Origin of the sequence: Pseudomonas sp. PB106 (genome assembly GCF_009764645.1) — a bacterium.
GTDB lineage: Bacteria > Pseudomonadota > Gammaproteobacteria > Pseudomonadales > Pseudomonadaceae > Aquipseudomonas.
This window is the reverse complement of the sequence record NZ_RWIM01000205.1, coordinates 40,887-56,080: the sequence shown is the minus strand read 5'-3', so window position 1 is coordinate 56,080 and position 15,194 is coordinate 40,887. Positions and strand designations below refer to the sequence as shown.

Sequence of the window (15,194 nt, the reverse complement as noted above, 5' to 3'; positions counted from 1 at the left end):
GACCTTAGCGGAACCCCAAGCCATGAACAAAAATCTGCGCTTCAGCCATAAAATTTTGCTTGCCGCCGCTCTCATCGTCATCGCCGCTTTCGCCTCGTTCACGCTGTACAACGACTGGTTGCAGCGCAACGCAATCCGCGATGACCTGAACAACTATCTCAACGAGATGGGTGAGGTTACCGCCGGCAATATCCAGACCTGGCTCACCGGTCGCATCCTGCTGATCGAAAACGCCGCCCAGAACATCGCCATCAACCCGGAACCGGCCACCGTCGCCAGCCTGCTGGAACAGAAGGCCCTGACCTCGACGTTCATGGCCACCTATCTGGGCGATGCCACCGGCCATTTCACCATCCGCCCGGACACCAAGATGCCGGACGGTTTCGATCCGCGCGTGCGCCCTTGGTATAAAGGTGCCGAAGGCAGCAGCGCGTCGACCCTGACCGAACCCTATATCGACGCGGCCACCGGTCAGCTGATCATCTCGATTGCCACCGCTTCGAAAAAGGCCGGCCAGAGCGTCGGCGTGGTCGGCGGCGACCTGAGCCTGCAATCGCTGGTCGACACCCTCGCCGCCCGGGATTTCGACGGCATGGGTTATGTGTTCCTGGTCAGCGCCGACGGCAAGATCCTCGTGCACCCGGACAAAGCGCTGTTGATGAAGTCGCTCAAAGAGGCTTATCCACAGGACACCCCGCGCATCAGCAGCGACTTCAGCGAAGTCACCGTCGATGGCAAGACCCGCATCGTCACCTTCGCGCCGATCAAAGGCCTGCCGTCAGTGAACTGGTACATCGGTCTGTCGGTGGACAAGGATCAGGCGTTCGCGATGCTCAGCGAATTCCGCACCTCAGCAGTGATTGCCACGGTGATTGCCGTAGCGATCATCCTTGCCCTGCTCGGCATGCTGATCCGTATTCTGATCCAGCCGTTGCACGTCATGACCCGCGCCATGGAAGACATTGCCGACGGCGAAGGCGACCTGACCAAACGCCTGACCATCGTCAACAACGATGAGTTCGGCGTGTTGGGCACCGCGTTCAACCGCTTCGTCGAACGTATTCACGGTTCGATCCGTGAAGTCTCGTCGGCCACCGGCCAGGTCAATGAAGTGGCGCTGCGCGTGGTCGCAGCGTCGAACTCGTCGATGTACAACTCCGATCAGCAAGCCTCGCGCACCAGCAGCGTGGCTGCGGCGATCAACCAGCTCGGCGCCGCCGCGCAGGAAATTGCCCGCAACGCCGCCCAAGCGTCGAACCAGGCCAGTGACGCCCGCGGACTCGCCGAAGACGGCCAGCAAGTGGTCGATCGCAGCATCAAGGCGATGAATCAACTGTCGAGCATGCTCAGTGCGTCGAGCAGCAACATCGAATCGCTGAACAGTAAAACCGTGAACATCGGCCAGATCCTCGAAGTGATCACCAGCATTTCCCAGCAGACCAACCTGCTGGCGCTCAACGCCGCGATTGAAGCGGCGCGCGCCGGTGAGGCTGGCCGTGGTTTTGCCGTGGTGGCGGACGAAGTGCGCAATCTGGCGCACCGCACGCAAGAATCGGCGCAACAGGTGCAGACCATGATCGAGGAGCTGCAAGTCGGCGCCCGTGAATCGGTGAGCACCATGAGCGACAGCCAGCGTCACAGTCAGGACAGCGTCGAGATTGCCAACCTCGCCGGTGAGCGCCTCAACAGCGTGACCCAGCGCATCGGCGAAATCGATGGGATGAATCAGTCGGTGGCCACCGCGACCGAGGAGCAGACCGCTGTGGTCGAGTCGATCAACGTCGACATCACCGAGATCAACACGCTGAACCAGGAAGGCGTGGAAAACCTCCAGGCGACGCTGCGAGCTTGCTCGGATCTGGAGCAGCAGGCTTCGCGTCTGAAGCAACTGGTGGGCAGTTTCCGCATTTAAGGCGCGCTCGCCGGCCCCTTCGCGAGCGTGCTCGCGAAGGGGCCCTTTCAAACAGCACAAAAACTCACTGCACCCCCACCGCTCAATCCCGACCGAACATCTATTCTGGATAAAGGTCAACCAAGGGAGAACTCAGCAGCGGAGGGTTGATCACCGTGCACATCGCCGACATCACCATGTTCTACGCCCCGGCCAGCGGTGGCGTGCGCACTTATCTGGATGCCAAGCACCGCCGGTTGGGTGTCAGACCCGGTATTCGCCATAGCCTGCTGATCCCCGGCGCCGACTTCGGCGAACACGACGGCCTCTACACGGTGCCGGCCCCGGCCTTGCCCTTCGGCAAGGGTTACCGTTTTCCGCTGCGTCTGGCTCCCTGGCGAAATGTCCTGGAGGATTTGCAGCCGGATCTGATCGAAGTCGGCGATCCCTACCTCACCGCTTGGGCGGCGCTGGACGCACGGCGGACGCTGGACGTGCCGGTCATCGGCTTCTACCACTCGGACCTGCCGTTGCTGGTCAGCAATCGCATGGGCCATTGGGTCACACCGAATGTCGAGGCTTATGTCACCAGGCTTTACGGCAACTTCGACCGCGTGCTCGCGCCAAGCCAGGTCATGGCCGACAAACTCATCGGCCTCGGCGTGCGCAACGTCTACGTGCAACCGCTGGGTGTGGATCTGCAAACCTTCCACCCCGAGGCTCGTGATCCCGGTCTGCGCGCAGAATTGGGTCTGGCCGAAGACACGCGTCTGCTGATTTTCGCCGGACGCGGCTCCAAAGAGAAAAACCTGCCGGTGCTGCTCAAGTGCATGCAGCGCCTCGGCCCGCGCTATCACCTGCTGCTGGTCGGTTCATCGATGCCGGCGCTGGTGCCGGATAACGTGACGGTGATCGACGAATTCTGCCCGGCACCGAAGGTTGCGCGATTGATGGCCAGTGCCGATGCACTGCTGCACGCCGGTGATCAGGAAACCTTTGGTCTGGTGATCCTCGAAGCCATGGCGTGCGGCATTCCGGTGGTCGCTGTCGCTGCCGGCGCGTTCGAAGAAATCGTCGACGAATCCTGCGGTCTGCTGTGTGCGCCAAACAATCCGCAGGCGATGGCCAATGCGGTGCGCGAGTTGTACAGCCGCAGCTGCGCAAAACTCGGTCAACAAGCACGGCAGCACGTGGAGCGCCATTACGCTTGGGACACCGTGGTCGACAGCCTGCTCAGTCACTATCACGCCGTCCTCGGCCACACCTTGCCACGGGTGGCCAATGCTTGAGTCCTCGCGTGCGCCCGCGGTATTACTGGTGCTGCATGATGTGGCGCCGTCGACGTGGGCGGATTATCAACCTTTTGTCGAAGCCGTTGATGCATTGGGCAATGTGCCGATGACCTGGCTGGTGGTGCCGGATTTCCACCGCCGTGGTGCCCTCGACGACCATCCGGCGTTCTGTCGAATGCTCGATGAGCGCGTCGCCCGTGGCGATGAGTTGGCGTTGCACGGGTATTTCCACGACGACCAGGAGCCCACCCCATCCACGCCGCGCGATTGGTTCATGCGCCGCATTTACACCCATGAAGGCGAGTTCTATGGTTTGTCCCGTGAAGCCGCCCTCGCCCGCTTGCGTGCCGGCATCGACGTGTTCCAGCGCCATGACTGGCCCCTGCACGGTTTTGTCGCCCCGGCGTGGTTGATGAGCGATGGCACCCGCCAGGCTCTGCGCGAATTGCCGCTGAGCTACACCAGTGATCCTCAGCATCTTTATCGATTACCGGAATTCACCGCCATGGACGCGCCGGGTCTGGTCTGGAGCGCCCGCAGCGCCTGGCGTCGGGGCTTGTCGAAGCTGGTCAGCGAACAGCGTGAGCAGCGCTGGCGCGAGGCGCCGGTGATTCGGCTAGGCTTGCACCCCGTGGACATGCGTCACGGTTTTTCCCGAGATTACTGGCTGCACACCCTTGAACGTTTGCTCGCCGAAGGACGCGAACCGATGACCAAAATCAACTGGCTCGCCCGACAGCGCGGTCAACTGGAACGCGCCGCATGAGCCGCAGTGTTTTGTTGCTGATCGGCCTGCTCGCGGCCGTGCTGATCCCGATCGTACTCGGCGGTGGCGACACCTGGACGCGTCTGCAAAGTTTTCCGCTGCAGTGGTTGTTGATCATGTTCGGCATGATTCTGCTCTGCTGGGGCATCAACACCCTGCGTTTGCGTCTGTTGCTCGGCGATCAGCGCGACCGGGTCACGCCGCTGAAAAGTCTCGGCGTGGTGATGGCCGCCGAATTCGCCTACTGCGCCACACCCGGCGGCAGTGGCGGGCCGTTGACAATCATGGCCCTGCTTGCCCGTAGCGGTGTGCGCCCGGCGCGGGGCAGCGCGGTGTTCGCCATGGATCAACTGAGCGATCTGCTGTTCTTTCTTTGTGCGCTGAGCGGGATTCTGATTTACGCGCTGTTTCAGCACCTCAGCGATCGCCTGGAATGGCTGCTGATGGTCAGCGCGGTGTCGTTGTTTGGTGGGTTGTTCAGTTGCGTGCTGGTGGCGCGTTATCACCGCGCCTTGATTCGCCTGAGCGGGCACTTGTTGGCCAGGATGAACGTCAGCGCCATGACTCGACGGCGCTGGGCGCGCAAGTTGCTGCACTTTCTCGCGGCATTCACCGACACCTTGAAGTTGCCTTGGCAAACACTGGTCAAAGTGTTTGCCCTGACGTGCGTGCATTGGTTGCTGCGCTACAGCGTATTGTATCTGGCGTTGCGCGGGCTCGGCGCGGACTTGCAGTGGGCCTGGAGTTTTCTGGTGCAGATGCTGTCGCTCGGCGCCGGGCAATTCAGTCTGTTGCCGGGCGGTGCCGGGGCGGCGGAATTGACTTCGGCGGCACTGCTGGCGCCGCTGGTGGGTAAATCCACAGCAGCGGCGGCGATCCTGATCTGGCGAGTGGTGACGTATTACTTCTATCTGTTGGTCGGTGGCCCGGTGTTTCTGTTGATGCTGGGTCGGCCGTTGTTGAAGAAGTTGATGAGCGTCAGACAGACTTCTTAGTTTCTTCCTGTTGTTCTTTGAGTTGTTCCCACAATTGCGCGGCGTCCGGAAACTCGGTGCCGTCTTCAGGACTCAGGTCATCCGGGTCATAGCGACTCAGACATCCCTCGCCCAACGTCGCGGGCGCTTTGGAAGTGGCTTTGTCCAGTGGATCACTCATGAGCATGTCCTCGGATATCAAAAAACAAAGGGCTTGAGCGATTGAACGCCCAAGCCCTTGGTTTATCAAGTCTGCGTGAGTTAGATCAGAACACTACAGTCTTGTTGCCGTGCACCAGCACGCGATCCTCGAGGTGATAACGCAGGCCACGGGCCAACACCATCTTCTCGACGTCACGGCCGAAACGCACCATGTCTTCAATGCTGTCGCTGTGGCTGACACGCACCACGTCCTGCTCGATGATCGGGCCGGCATCCAGCTCTTCGGTCACATAGTGGCAGGTCGCGCCGATCAGTTTCACGCCACGCAGGGAAGCCTGGTGGTACGGCTTGGCGCCGACGAACGATGGCAGGAAGCTGTGGTGAATGTTGATCACCTTATGTGCGTATTCACGGCACATGTCCGGTGGCAGGATCTGCATGTAGCGCGCCAGCACCACCACTTCAGCGTCGTGCTGTTTGACCAGACGCGACACTTCGTCGAAGGCCGGTTGCTTGTCCTGCGGATTGACCGGGACATGGTAATAAGGAATGCCGTGCCACTCGACCATGCTGCGCAGGTCATCATGGTTGGAAATCACGCAGGAAATTTCGCAGTCCAGTTCGTCGCTGTGCCAGCGGTGCAGCAAGTCCGCGAGGCAGTGCGATTCGCGGCTGGCCATCAATACCACACGTTTTTTCTGCTCGGTGTCGGTGATACGCCAGTCCATCGAGAACTCTTCGGCGATTGGCGCGAACTTCTCGCGCAACACTTCGATTCCAAACGGCAACGAATCGGCACGAATTTCGTGACGCATGAAGAACCAGCCGACCTGATTATCCGAGTGGTGGCTCGCTTCGGTGATCCAGCCATTGTGGGCTGCCAGAAAGTTACTGACTTTGGCAACGATGCCAACGCGGTCCGGGCAAGAAATCACCAGACGATAGGTGCGCATGAGGGGGAAACTCCAGAACTTCGCAAAGGCCGCCATTCTAGCGACTGCGCAGGAAAACTGCAGTATTGATGACCATTGGCGCCGGCAGGCTCTCGTCGCAGGGGTTTTCGACGGGGCAATCGACAGGGTGATGGCGCTCTAATGGCGAGGTTTGATCCGACAACTGTGAATATCTGTGATGACTGGATCACACTATTTAACTGAATATTCAAAGGGTGGCTGTTTCTCGTAACTAATTTAAATAAAAACCCCGGTTAAATGTTTACTTGATGAAACAGCCTGACTATTATTGCGGCACTGTCCCCCTGCCATTCAGCATTCTACATAAGGTAGTAATCATGTCCTTGATCAACGAATATCGCGCCACCGAAGAAGCTATCAAAGAGCTGCAGGCCCGTTTGAAGAACCTGTCGCAAGACGACAAACTGCAAGCCGAGCTGGAATTCGAAGGCAAACTGCGCACCCTGATGGGCGAATACTCCAAGTCCCTGCGTGACATCATCGCGCTGCTGGACCCGGAAGCAAAAACCAAAGCAGTACGTGGCGGCGCAGTCAAAACTACCGGCACCAAGCGTGCTCGCAAAGTTAAACAATACAAAAACCCGCACAACGGCGAAGTCATCGAAACCAAAGGTGGCAACCACAAAACTCTGAAAGAGTGGAAAGCCAAGTGGGGCGGTGACGTGGTTGAAGGCTGGGCTACCCTGCTGGGCTAAGCCGCAATCGCATCGCAGCCCCGTCTGCGATAAAAAGAAACGCCAGCGAATGCTGGCGTTTTTTTATGCGCGGAATTTAACCGCGGTCATGTTCGATTTCAAAGATTCAAACGTTTGCGTAATGCCTCGACATACTTCTGCCATTCAGTGAGCACCTCTCTCTGCATCGGCGATGCACTTACCAGCCATTGCTCTGCTGCCTCTGCAAATGAATTCAAGGTATTCGGCGCGCCCCATTTTGGGTCGGACAAACGCTGCTGACAAAATATCCGCCAGCGTTCTTGCTCTTCAGAATTCAACGTCTCGGCAAAGTTGCGCGCTCGATATCGAAAGAGTAATTCGGGTAAACGTTCATCATCGAAAGGCCATTGCTCTTGCGCTAATTGTGCAGGGTCAGCCGTTCTCACTTGTTCGCATAGACGCCGATCGCGATCACCGATAAATCCGTCGTACAACTGTTGTTCCGGATCCTCACTCGGGGTGAAATCTTCGCTGGCATAAATGGCCGATATTTTATCTTTCCAAAGTTGTTGTGCGTCAGTTAGTCGCAGCGCGCGCTGCTGATACAGCGCCATGTCCAGGCCCAGCCGTTGCTGATCCTGCGTACGCAATACCGAGAGTGGCGCCACGACCGGACAGCGGTTGATGTGAATCAGCTTGAGCGGCACCGGCAATTCGCCTTCGAGCAAATCATCGCGGCGGGTGTACAGACGCTGGCGCAGGGTCTGGGCATCGAGGTCGAGCAAACCCTGCGGGTCCAGATGCAGATCGCAGACGATCAAGGCATTGCGGTTTTTCGGGTGCCAGGCCATTGGCAGCACGACGCCGACATAGCTGCGCGCCGCCGAGAAACGCCCCGAGATGTGTACCAGTGGCTGCAACAGACGGATCTGATCCATCACTTTCTGTTTGCTGCGCAACTGAAATAGCCAGTCATAGAGTTTCGGCTGTTTCTCGCGAATCAATTTAGCCAGCGCGATGGTTGCGCGCACGTCCGACAAGGCTTCGTGAGCGTGCCCGTGATCGATATTGTTGGCTGCGGTCAGGCGCTCGAGCTTGAGACTCACGCGGCCCTCGCCATCGGTGGGCCAGACCAGGCCATCGGGGCGCAACGCGTAGGCGGCGCGTACCACATCGATCAGGTCCCAGCGACTGTTGCCGCCCTGCCACTCACGCGCGTAAGGATCGAAGAAATTGCGATACAGGCTGTAACGGGTCATCTCGTCGTCGAAACGCAAGGTGTTGTAACCCGCGCCGCAGGTGCCCGGTGCAGCCAGTTGCGCGTGCACCCGGGTCATGAAATCGGCTTCGCTCAAGCCCTTTTCGGCGAGCTGGCCGGGGGTGATACCGGTGATAGCGCACGCGGCCGGGTGCGGCAGGATGTCTTCGCTGGGCTGGCAATAGAGATTGACCGGCTCGTCGATTTCGTTGAGCGCGTGGTCGGTGCGAATCCCGGCCACCTGCAGCGGGCGGTCGCTACGGGGAATGATGCCGGTGGTCTCGTAGTCGTACCAGAAGATGGAAGTCACGGGCGGTTCCTGAACTGAAGATCGGCGAAGTCTAGGCGCTCAACCGCTGTCGCGGCCAGCCTCGCGTCATTCAAGCAGCTTGCCTCACATGATGTGCAATACATAGTTATGTCGTTTTCCCCCGAGAGGCTGCTAGCATCGGACTCACTTGCACCCCGAACAGGCCAACATCAGGAAGCCCATGCTCGAGCCGACAGCACCGCCAAGGAAAGCACCGCTGGCCCCGCCGCTGGACACGCGGCATCAGGTCGAAACGCCGGAAGGCATCGACCTGCCATTGCGTCCGGCCGGGTTGATGGTACGGGCCGTGGCGTTCACCATCGATCTCGCCCTGCGTGGGCTGATTCTCGGCGCCCTGTTCATTGCCCTCGCCTTCCTCGGCAAACTCGGCATGGGGCTGGGCTCGCTGCTGCTGTTCGCGGTGAGCTGGTGGTACATGGTGCTGTTCGAAGTGCTGCGCCAGGGCCGTTCACCGGGCAAACAATGGATGGGCCTGCGGGTGGTGCACGATGACGGCACGCCGGTCGGCTGGTCCGCTTCGCTGCTGCGCAATCTGCTGCGCTTTGTCGATCTGCTGCCATTCGGCTATTTCTTCGGCGCCATCAGTTGCCTGCAACATCCGACCTTCAAACGCCTCGGCGACATCGCCGCCGGCACCTTGGTGGTTTACAGCGAAAAGCCTCTGCAGCGCCCGCAATTGCCTGACGCCGAAGCCCGGCGATCCCCGGTTGCACTGACCCTCAGCGAACAACGCGCCGTGCTCGGTTTCGCCGAGCGCCAGAACGAGCTGTCCGCGGAACGGGCCAACGAGTTGGCTGCACTGTTGGCGCAGCCGCTGCATATTTCGGCCCCCAGAGCGATCACGGAACTCAACGGCATCGCTCGCGGCTTGCTGGGGCCAACATGAAGCAGAGCCTTTTCGAAAATCACCACAAGGCCGAATGGGAGCGTTTCACTCTCGCCCTGGAACGCCTTGAACATGGCAAGGACACCTCACAAGTCGCCGGCTTCCCCAAGGCCTATCGGCGACTTTGCCAGCAACTGGCGCTGGCACAGGAACGTGGTTACAGCAGCTTTCTGATCGACTCGCTGCAACAGCAAGTCCTGCGTGGCCACCAACAACTTTACCGTCATCGCAGTCGACTCGCCGCCAACCTGCTCGGGTTCGTCCTGGCCGATTTCCCGCGACTGGTGCGTGCCGAATGGCGTTTTGTACTCGGCGCCGGGTTGCTGTTTTTCGGCAGCCTGATCGGCGTCGGTGTGCTGGTATACCTGTTTCCCGACCTGATCTTCCACCTGATTCCCGCTGATCAGGTACGCGAGACGCAAGGCATGTACGACCCTGTCGCCGGTCATCTGGGCCGCCCCATCGAACGCGCGGCCAGCGAAGACTGGGTGATGTTCGGCTACTACGTGATGCACAACATCGGCATTGCCTTCCAGACCTTCGCCAGTGGTTTGCTGCTGGGCGTGGGCAGCGCGTTCTTCCTGTTCTACAACGGCATGGTCATCGGTGCGGTGGCCGGGTATCTGAGCGAGATCGGTTTCGGTCAGACCTTCTGGTCGTTCGTCATCGGTCACGGGGCTTTCGAGCTGACGGCAATTGCCCTGGCGGGCGCGGCGGGGTTGAAACTCGGCTGGGCATTGATTGCGCCGGGACGCCTCACACGCGGGGAGTCATTGCGCGTGGCGGCACGCAAAAGCGTGCTGTTGGTCTGCGGGGTGATGTTGTTCCTGTTGATCGCAGCGTTTATCGAGGCCTACTGGTCATCGAAAACCAGCGTCACCCCGCAGATCAAATATGCCGTCGGCGCCGCCCTGTGGCTGATCGTCGCCATTTACCTGCTGTGCGCCGGAAGGACCCGCCATGCGCCTGAGTGACGCCACCGTGGTGATCCGTCCGCGCACGACCTGGGAAGCCATGGACCTGGGTGTGCTGATGAGCCAGCAACATCGGCGTCTGCTGATGACCAGTTGGGCCATCGTCACCCTGCCGCTGTTCGCCTTGCTCAGCCTGTTGCTGTGGGATTCACCTTCGCTGGCGATATTCCTTTTCTGGTGGCTGAAGCCGGCATACGAACGCCTGCCGCTGTTCATTCTGTCCAAGGCGCTGTTCGGTGAAACGCCAACACTGAAACAGGCTCTGTGGCATTTCCCGACATTGCTCAAACCGCAATTGCTCGCCAGCCTGACGTGGCGTCGCCTGAGTTTGAGCCGCAGCTTTCTGCTGCCGGTGATGCAACTCGAAGGCCTCGACGGCAGCGCTCGACAACAACGCCTGCAAGTGTTGCTGCAGCGCAATGCCGGCGCCGCGCAATGGCTGACCATCATCGGCGTGCACCTGGAAACGGCGCTGTGGATCGGTTTGATGGTGCTGTTCTACATGCTCCTGCCCCAGCAGATCGAAACCGATTGGGACTGGCAGTCGCTGGTCTTCGGCCCGGAGCATCAGTGGCGTCGGCTGGAACATCTGACCAACGCTTTTTATGCCTTGATCCTCGTGGTGTGGGAGCCGATCTATGTCGCCTGCGGATTCAGCCTGTACCTGAATCGCCGCACGCAACTGGAAGCCTGGGACATTGAACTGGTGTTCCGGCGCCTGCGCCAACGCCTGAACAACGGTGTACTCGGTTTGTTGCTGGCGGTCTGTCTGTTGTTGCCAACCCTGCAACCCGTGTGGGCCGCAGAACCGGACACTGCCCCGGATGCTCCGAGCGCCCCACGGCTGTTGAATCAGCCGCTCACCAGCCAGGCCTCGCGCGACAGCATCAAGGGTCTGCTGGAACAGGCACCGTTCAAGAACAAGGAGTCGGTCACGCGTTACCGTTTCGGTGACGACCCGGCCACCGAGGCTAGGGACAAGCAATCCGGTGAGGCCCCGCAATGGTTGAAAACCCTGTTGGGCTGGCTCGATGGTCAGCACCTCAATGCCTTGGCAAAAGTCATTGAAGTGCTGTTGTGGGGCGCACTGCTTGCGGCGCTCGGCTGGCTGATCTGGCGCTATCGCGAATTTTTCCGGACCTTCGTCAGTCGCCGGCCGACATTACCCAAACGCAACAAACGACCGCTGCCGCAACACGCTTTCGGCCTCGACCTGAGTCGTGAAACCTTGCCCGACGATATCGCCGGCAGCGCCGAACAACTCTGGCTGTCAGAGCCCCGCGCCGCACTGGGGCTGCTTTATCGAGGGCTGCTCAGCCATCTGTTGCACGAGTTCGACCTGACGCTCAAACCCGCTGATACCGAAAATCAGGTGCTGACCCGCATCGAACAATTGCAGCGTCCGCAACTGCTCGCCTACAGCCGCCACTTGACCACTCACTGGCAAAACATGGCCTACGGGCATCGGGTTCCGCCCGCGCATCTGCAACAGGAACTGTGCGATGGCTGGCGTGCGCTGTTCGACAAAGGCGTCGCCCGTTGAACCGCCGCACGCTGTGGCTGCTCGGGGCGTTGCTGGTCGTCGTGCTCGGGGCGTTGAGCGTTTATCTGTACCTCAAGGCCACGCCGTATCAGGAACTGGTCGATCACGGCCCGTCTCCCGCTGCACAGGCCAACCCGTATCTGGCTGCAGAAATGTTCCTGCGTGAACGCGGCCTCACCGTCAATCATGCCGAGACGTTGGCCGAGCTGGCAGACATCGATCCACACGGGCACACCTTGCTGTTGTTCGGCGAGCGCTCGCGGATGTCGCCACGTCAGGCCGATCAGGTTCTGAACTGGGCCCGCGCCGGTGGACGACTGGTGTTTGTCGCCGAATCCCTGTGGGATGAAAAGGCCCAGCAAAGCAATGACCTGCTGCTCGACCGGGTGCAATTGCATCAATCCCTGAGCCATGACCTGAAGGACCCGCCAAAGGATCTGGAAAAAGACCGCTACCCGAATCTGACCAAGCTCTATCTGGAAGACGAAGACGCACCGGCCTATGCGGGATTCAACACCTTCTTTCATCTGGATGACCCGAAAAATCTTGCTCAGGCCTGGGCCAACAGCGCGAAGGCCACGCACATGATGCAACTGGCGTACGGCCTCGGCACGATCACCGTCGTCACCGATGCCGAGCTGTGGAAAACTTCCGACATCGGTCAATACGACAACGCCTGGCTGCTCTGGTATTTGACTGCCGACACCGACATCACCCTGATCTTCAACACTGAACACGATGGCCTGTGGGCATTGCTCTGGCGGTATTTCCCCCAAGCCATCGTCGCGCTGTTCGCCTTGATCGCCTTGTGGCTGTGGCAGGCAGCCCTGCGTCACGGCCCCGTGCAGGCGCCGACGCCGAGCGGCCGTCGGCAATTGCAGGAACACCTGCGTGCCAGCGCTGATTTCCTGCTGCGCCACAACGGTCAACACGCACTGTTGCAAGCCTTGCAACAGGATGTGTTGCGCCGCGCCCGTCGCCGTCATCCCGGCTTCGACCAATTGAACGTTGCCGAACAATGGCTGGTGCTATCGCGCCTGACCCGGCAACCCACCCGCGCCATCAGCCAGGCCCTGAGCCCGCGAGCGAATCAGCGTCTCTCCAGCGCTGAATTCACCCGTCAGGTTGCCCACCTGCAAACCTTGAGGAATGCGTTATGAGTGAACAGATCGAGCCCGGCAGCGCGAGCCATGCCGCCCAGCAACGCCAGCGCGCCAGCCAGTTGGCGCAAGCGCTGCGCAGCGAATTGCACAAGGCGCTGATCGGCCAGGGCGCGGTGATCGATGACGTGTTGACCGCGCTGATTGCCGGCGGTCACGTTCTGCTCGAAGGCGTGCCGGGGTTGGGCAAGACCTTGCTGGTGCGGGCATTGGCCCGTTGCTTCGGCGGCGAGTTTGCGCGCATTCAATTCACCCCGGACTTGATGCCCAGCGACGTCACCGGCCACGCCGTGTACGACCTGCAAACCGAGCAGTTCAAACTGCGCAAAGGCCCGCTGTTCACCAACCTGCTGCTGGCCGACGAGATCAACCGCGCGCCGGCGAAAACCCAGGCCGCGCTGCTCGAAGCCATGCAGGAACGCCAGGTCACCCTCGAGGGTCGCGCGCTGCCGATTCAACAGCCGTTCATGGTGTTGGCCACGCAGAATCCGATCGAACAGGAAGGCACTTATCCATTACCGGAAGCCGAACTCGACCGTTTCATGCTCAAGGTGCGCATGGATTATCCCGAGGCCGATCAGGAGCTGGACATGGTGCGTCAGGTCAGCCGTTCGACCCGCGCCGACATGCTCGACGTCCAGCCCCTGCGCACGATCCTGCAGGCCAAGGATGTACAAGCGCTGCAGCGTATCGCCAGTGACCTGCCACTGGATGATCAGGTGCTCGACTACGCCGTCAGACTGGCGCGCAGCACTCGCACGTGGCCGGGGCTGACGCTGGGTGCCGGGCCACGCGCCTCCATTGCTCTGGTGCGTTGCGCCCGCGCCCGTGCCTTGCTGCGCGGTGGCGAATTCGTGATCCCGGATGACATCAAGGGCTGCGCGCTCGCGGTGCTGCGCCATCGCGTACGCATTGCCCCAGAGCTGGATATCGAAGGCCTGCAAGTCGATCAGGTGCTCCAGCAATTGCTCGATCAAGTGCCGGCGCCACGCCTGTGAAACCTGCGCGCCTATTGTTGATCTGGCTGGCGGCCCTGCTCGCCGTCAGCGTGGTGTTGGGCACCTTGCAGGCGCTGCAAGTCGAAGTGCCCGCCAGTCTGCTGCCGATCAACTGGGGCTTGCTGCTGGCCTTGCTCGCACTGGCGATCATCGATGGCCTGCGCCTCAGGCGCCTGCCTTCGCCCGAGGTCAAACGACAACTGCCCGGCAGTCTGCCGCTGGGGCGTTGGGGCGGCGTGAGGCTGGACGTCCAACACGGCTTTGTCGAACCGGTGCACGTGCAGATTTTCGATCATGTGCCGGACGGTCTGAGCTTTGAAAACCTGCCGTTGACCGTCGAATTGCAACCCGGACACATCAGCCAGATCGGCTATCGACTGCGGCCATTACGGCGCGGTCATTTCAGCTTCGAACAGTGCGAAATCAACCTGCCGAGCCCGTTGGGATTGTGGTCAGGCAAGCGCCTGCTCAATGTCGTGGACAGCACACGGGTCTATCCGGATTTCGCTCGTTTATATGGCGGCGAACTGCTGGCGGTGGACAACTGGCTCAGCCAGCTCGGCGTGCGTCAGCGCCAACGGCGCGGTCAGGGTCTGGAGTTTCATCAACTGCGCGAATTCCGCGAAGGCGACAGCCTGCGCCAGATCGACTGGAAAGCCACTGCCCGCCAGCGCACACCCATTGCCCGCGAGTATCAGGATGATCGCGATCAGCAGATTCTGTTCATGCTCGATTGTGGCCGGCGCATGCGCAGCCAGGACGGCGAGCTGTCGCACTTCGATCACGCGCTCAATGCCTGTTTGTTGTTGAGCTATGTGGCCCTGCGGCAGGGCGATGCGGTGGGCATCAGCACCTTTGCCAGCGATCAGCCGCGTTATCTGGCGCCGGTCAAAGGCACCGGGCAATTGAACGTGCTGCTCAACAGCGTCTACAACCTCGACAGCAGCAAACACAGCGCCGATTACCAGGCTGCCGTGACTCAGTTGCTCGCCCGCCAGAAGCGTCGGGCGCTGGTGCTGCTGGTGACCAATCTACGCGATGAAGACGATGAGGAGCTGTTGAGCGCGGTCAAGCGATTGAGCCAGCAGCATCGGGTGCTGGTGGTGAGTCTTCGCGAAGATCTGCTCGATGCACAGCGACAGGCAACGGTGCAGACCTTGCCCGAGGCGTTGACCTATTGCGGCACGCTCGCTTATTTGAATGACCGCGCCGAACTCCATGAGCGCTTGGGCGCCCATGGCGTGCCGGTGGTGGATGCGCGCCCGATGGAGCTGGGCGCGGAACTGGTGACGCGCTATCTGGGCTGGAAAAGAGCCGGGGCTACCTGAT

14 protein-coding genes and 1 pseudogene are annotated in these 15,194 nt (G+C 60.5%); 12 read left to right on the top strand and 3 right to left on the bottom strand.

Annotated features, from left to right (window positions below; genetic code table 11):
• Positions 1–22: 22 nt before the first annotated feature.
• From EJA71_RS27900 to EJA71_RS25220, 5 genes and pseudogenes are all read left to right on the top strand, one after another.
• A pseudogene (locus EJA71_RS27900) lies at positions 23–1,054 on the top strand (cache domain-containing protein); the annotation flags it as partial.
• 93 nt (positions 1,055–1,147) lie between these two features.
• Positions 1,148–1,912 carry a methyl-accepting chemotaxis protein gene (locus EJA71_RS27895; RefSeq protein ID WP_371043227.1) on the top strand — a complete coding sequence of 255 codons (765 nt, stop codon included), beginning with the start codon at positions 1,148–1,150 and terminating at the stop codon, positions 1,910–1,912.
• Between the two features lie 176 nt (positions 1,913–2,088).
• Positions 2,089–3,180 (top strand): glycosyltransferase family 1 protein, encoded by a 1,092-nt coding sequence (locus EJA71_RS25230; protein ID WP_178113746.1) that lies wholly within the window; start codon positions 2,089–2,091, stop codon positions 3,178–3,180.
• Positions 3,173–3,949 (top strand): DUF2334 domain-containing protein, encoded by a 777-nt coding sequence (locus EJA71_RS25225; protein ID WP_158960427.1) that lies wholly within the window; start codon positions 3,173–3,175, stop codon positions 3,947–3,949. The genes EJA71_RS25230 and EJA71_RS25225 overlap by 8 nt, the downstream gene beginning before the upstream one ends.
• Entirely contained in the window at positions 3,946–4,944 is a 999-nt protein-coding gene (locus EJA71_RS25220; protein WP_158960424.1) for a lysylphosphatidylglycerol synthase transmembrane domain-containing protein, read from the top strand. Before EJA71_RS25225 ends, EJA71_RS25220 begins: the two co-directional genes overlap by 4 nt.
• Here EJA71_RS25220 and EJA71_RS27405 read toward each other — a convergent pair.
• On the bottom strand, positions 4,928–5,104 hold the full coding sequence (locus EJA71_RS27405) for a hypothetical protein (protein ID WP_178113745.1): 177 nt from the start codon (positions 5,102–5,104) through the stop codon (positions 4,928–4,930). The genes EJA71_RS25220 and EJA71_RS27405 overlap by 17 nt on opposite strands.
• Positions 5,105–5,189: 85 nt before the next feature.
• Entirely contained in the window at positions 5,190–6,038 is an 849-nt protein-coding gene (purU, locus tag EJA71_RS25215) for a formyltetrahydrofolate deformylase (protein ID WP_158960421.1), read from the bottom strand.
• 338 nt (positions 6,039–6,376) lie between these two features.
• Between purU and mvaT the strand changes: the two genes are divergently transcribed.
• On the top strand, positions 6,377–6,754 hold the full coding sequence (mvaT, locus tag EJA71_RS25210) for a histone-like nucleoid-structuring protein MvaT (RefSeq protein ID WP_007912775.1): 378 nt from the start codon (positions 6,377–6,379) through the stop codon (positions 6,752–6,754).
• Positions 6,755–6,852: 98 nt separating this feature from the next.
• Here mvaT and sbcB read toward each other — a convergent pair whose 3' ends face one another.
• Entirely contained in the window at positions 6,853–8,283 is a 1,431-nt protein-coding gene (gene sbcB, locus EJA71_RS25205) for an exodeoxyribonuclease I (RefSeq protein ID WP_158960418.1), read from the bottom strand.
• Positions 8,284–8,464: 181 nt separating this feature from the next.
• Here sbcB and EJA71_RS25200 point away from each other — a divergent pair, with 181 nt between their 5' ends.
• The 6 genes from EJA71_RS25200 to EJA71_RS25175 are packed head-to-tail and all read left to right on the top strand — an operon-like array spanning position 8,465 to position 15,193.
• Positions 8,465–9,190: an RDD family protein gene (locus tag EJA71_RS25200; RefSeq protein ID WP_158960415.1), complete on the top strand. Its 726-nt coding sequence runs from the start codon at positions 8,465–8,467 to the stop codon at positions 9,188–9,190.
• Positions 9,187–10,164, top strand: a complete 978-nt coding sequence (locus EJA71_RS25195; RefSeq protein ID WP_158960412.1) for a stage II sporulation protein M — start codon at positions 9,187–9,189, stop codon at positions 10,162–10,164. Before EJA71_RS25200 ends, EJA71_RS25195 begins: the two co-directional genes overlap by 4 nt.
• Positions 10,151–11,707 carry a DUF4129 domain-containing protein gene (locus EJA71_RS25190; RefSeq protein ID WP_158960410.1) on the top strand — a complete coding sequence of 519 codons (1,557 nt, stop codon included), beginning with the start codon at positions 10,151–10,153 and terminating at the stop codon, positions 11,705–11,707. The genes EJA71_RS25195 and EJA71_RS25190 overlap by 14 nt, the downstream gene beginning before the upstream one ends.
• Complete coding sequence (locus EJA71_RS25185; protein WP_158960407.1) at positions 11,704–12,867, top strand: DUF4350 domain-containing protein; 1,164 nt, start codon at positions 11,704–11,706, stop codon at positions 12,865–12,867. Before EJA71_RS25190 ends, EJA71_RS25185 begins: the two co-directional genes overlap by 4 nt.
• Positions 12,864–13,865 carry a MoxR family ATPase gene (locus EJA71_RS25180; RefSeq protein ID WP_158960404.1) on the top strand — a complete coding sequence of 334 codons (1,002 nt, stop codon included), beginning with the start codon at positions 12,864–12,866 and terminating at the stop codon, positions 13,863–13,865. Before EJA71_RS25185 ends, EJA71_RS25180 begins: the two co-directional genes overlap by 4 nt.
• A complete protein-coding gene (locus tag EJA71_RS25175) occupies positions 13,862–15,193 on the top strand; it encodes a DUF58 domain-containing protein (protein WP_158960402.1) in 1,332 nt (443 codons plus the stop codon). The genes EJA71_RS25180 and EJA71_RS25175 overlap by 4 nt, the downstream gene beginning before the upstream one ends.
• Position 15,194: the final 1 nt, after the last annotated feature.

Excerpts from the sequence above, each read along its gene's own strand:
- EJA71_RS27895 (WP_371043227.1), top strand. The coding sequence starts at position 1,148 with ATGTACAACTCCGATCAGCAAGCCTCGCGCACCAGCAGCGTGGCTGCG.
- EJA71_RS25230 (WP_178113746.1), top strand. The coding sequence starts at position 2,089 with ATGTTCTACGCCCCGGCCAGCGGTGGCGTGCGCACTTATCTGGATGCC.
- EJA71_RS25225 (WP_158960427.1), top strand. The coding sequence starts at position 3,173 with ATGCTTGAGTCCTCGCGTGCGCCCGCGGTATTACTGGTGCTGCATGAT.
- EJA71_RS25220 (WP_158960424.1), top strand. The coding sequence starts at position 3,946 with ATGAGCCGCAGTGTTTTGTTGCTGATCGGCCTGCTCGCGGCCGTGCTG.
- EJA71_RS27405 (WP_178113745.1), bottom strand. The coding sequence starts at position 5,104 with ATGAGTGATCCACTGGACAAAGCCACTTCCAAAGCGCCCGCGACGTTG.
- purU (WP_158960421.1), bottom strand. The coding sequence starts at position 6,038 with ATGCGCACCTATCGTCTGGTGATTTCTTGCCCGGACCGCGTTGGCATC.
- mvaT (WP_007912775.1), top strand. The coding sequence starts at position 6,377 with ATGTCCTTGATCAACGAATATCGCGCCACCGAAGAAGCTATCAAAGAG.
- EJA71_RS25200 (WP_158960415.1), top strand. The coding sequence starts at position 8,465 with ATGCTCGAGCCGACAGCACCGCCAAGGAAAGCACCGCTGGCCCCGCCG.
- EJA71_RS25195 (WP_158960412.1), top strand. The coding sequence starts at position 9,187 with ATGAAGCAGAGCCTTTTCGAAAATCACCACAAGGCCGAATGGGAGCGT.
- EJA71_RS25190 (WP_158960410.1), top strand. The coding sequence starts at position 10,151 with ATGCGCCTGAGTGACGCCACCGTGGTGATCCGTCCGCGCACGACCTGG.
- EJA71_RS25180 (WP_158960404.1), top strand. The coding sequence starts at position 12,864 with ATGAGTGAACAGATCGAGCCCGGCAGCGCGAGCCATGCCGCCCAGCAA.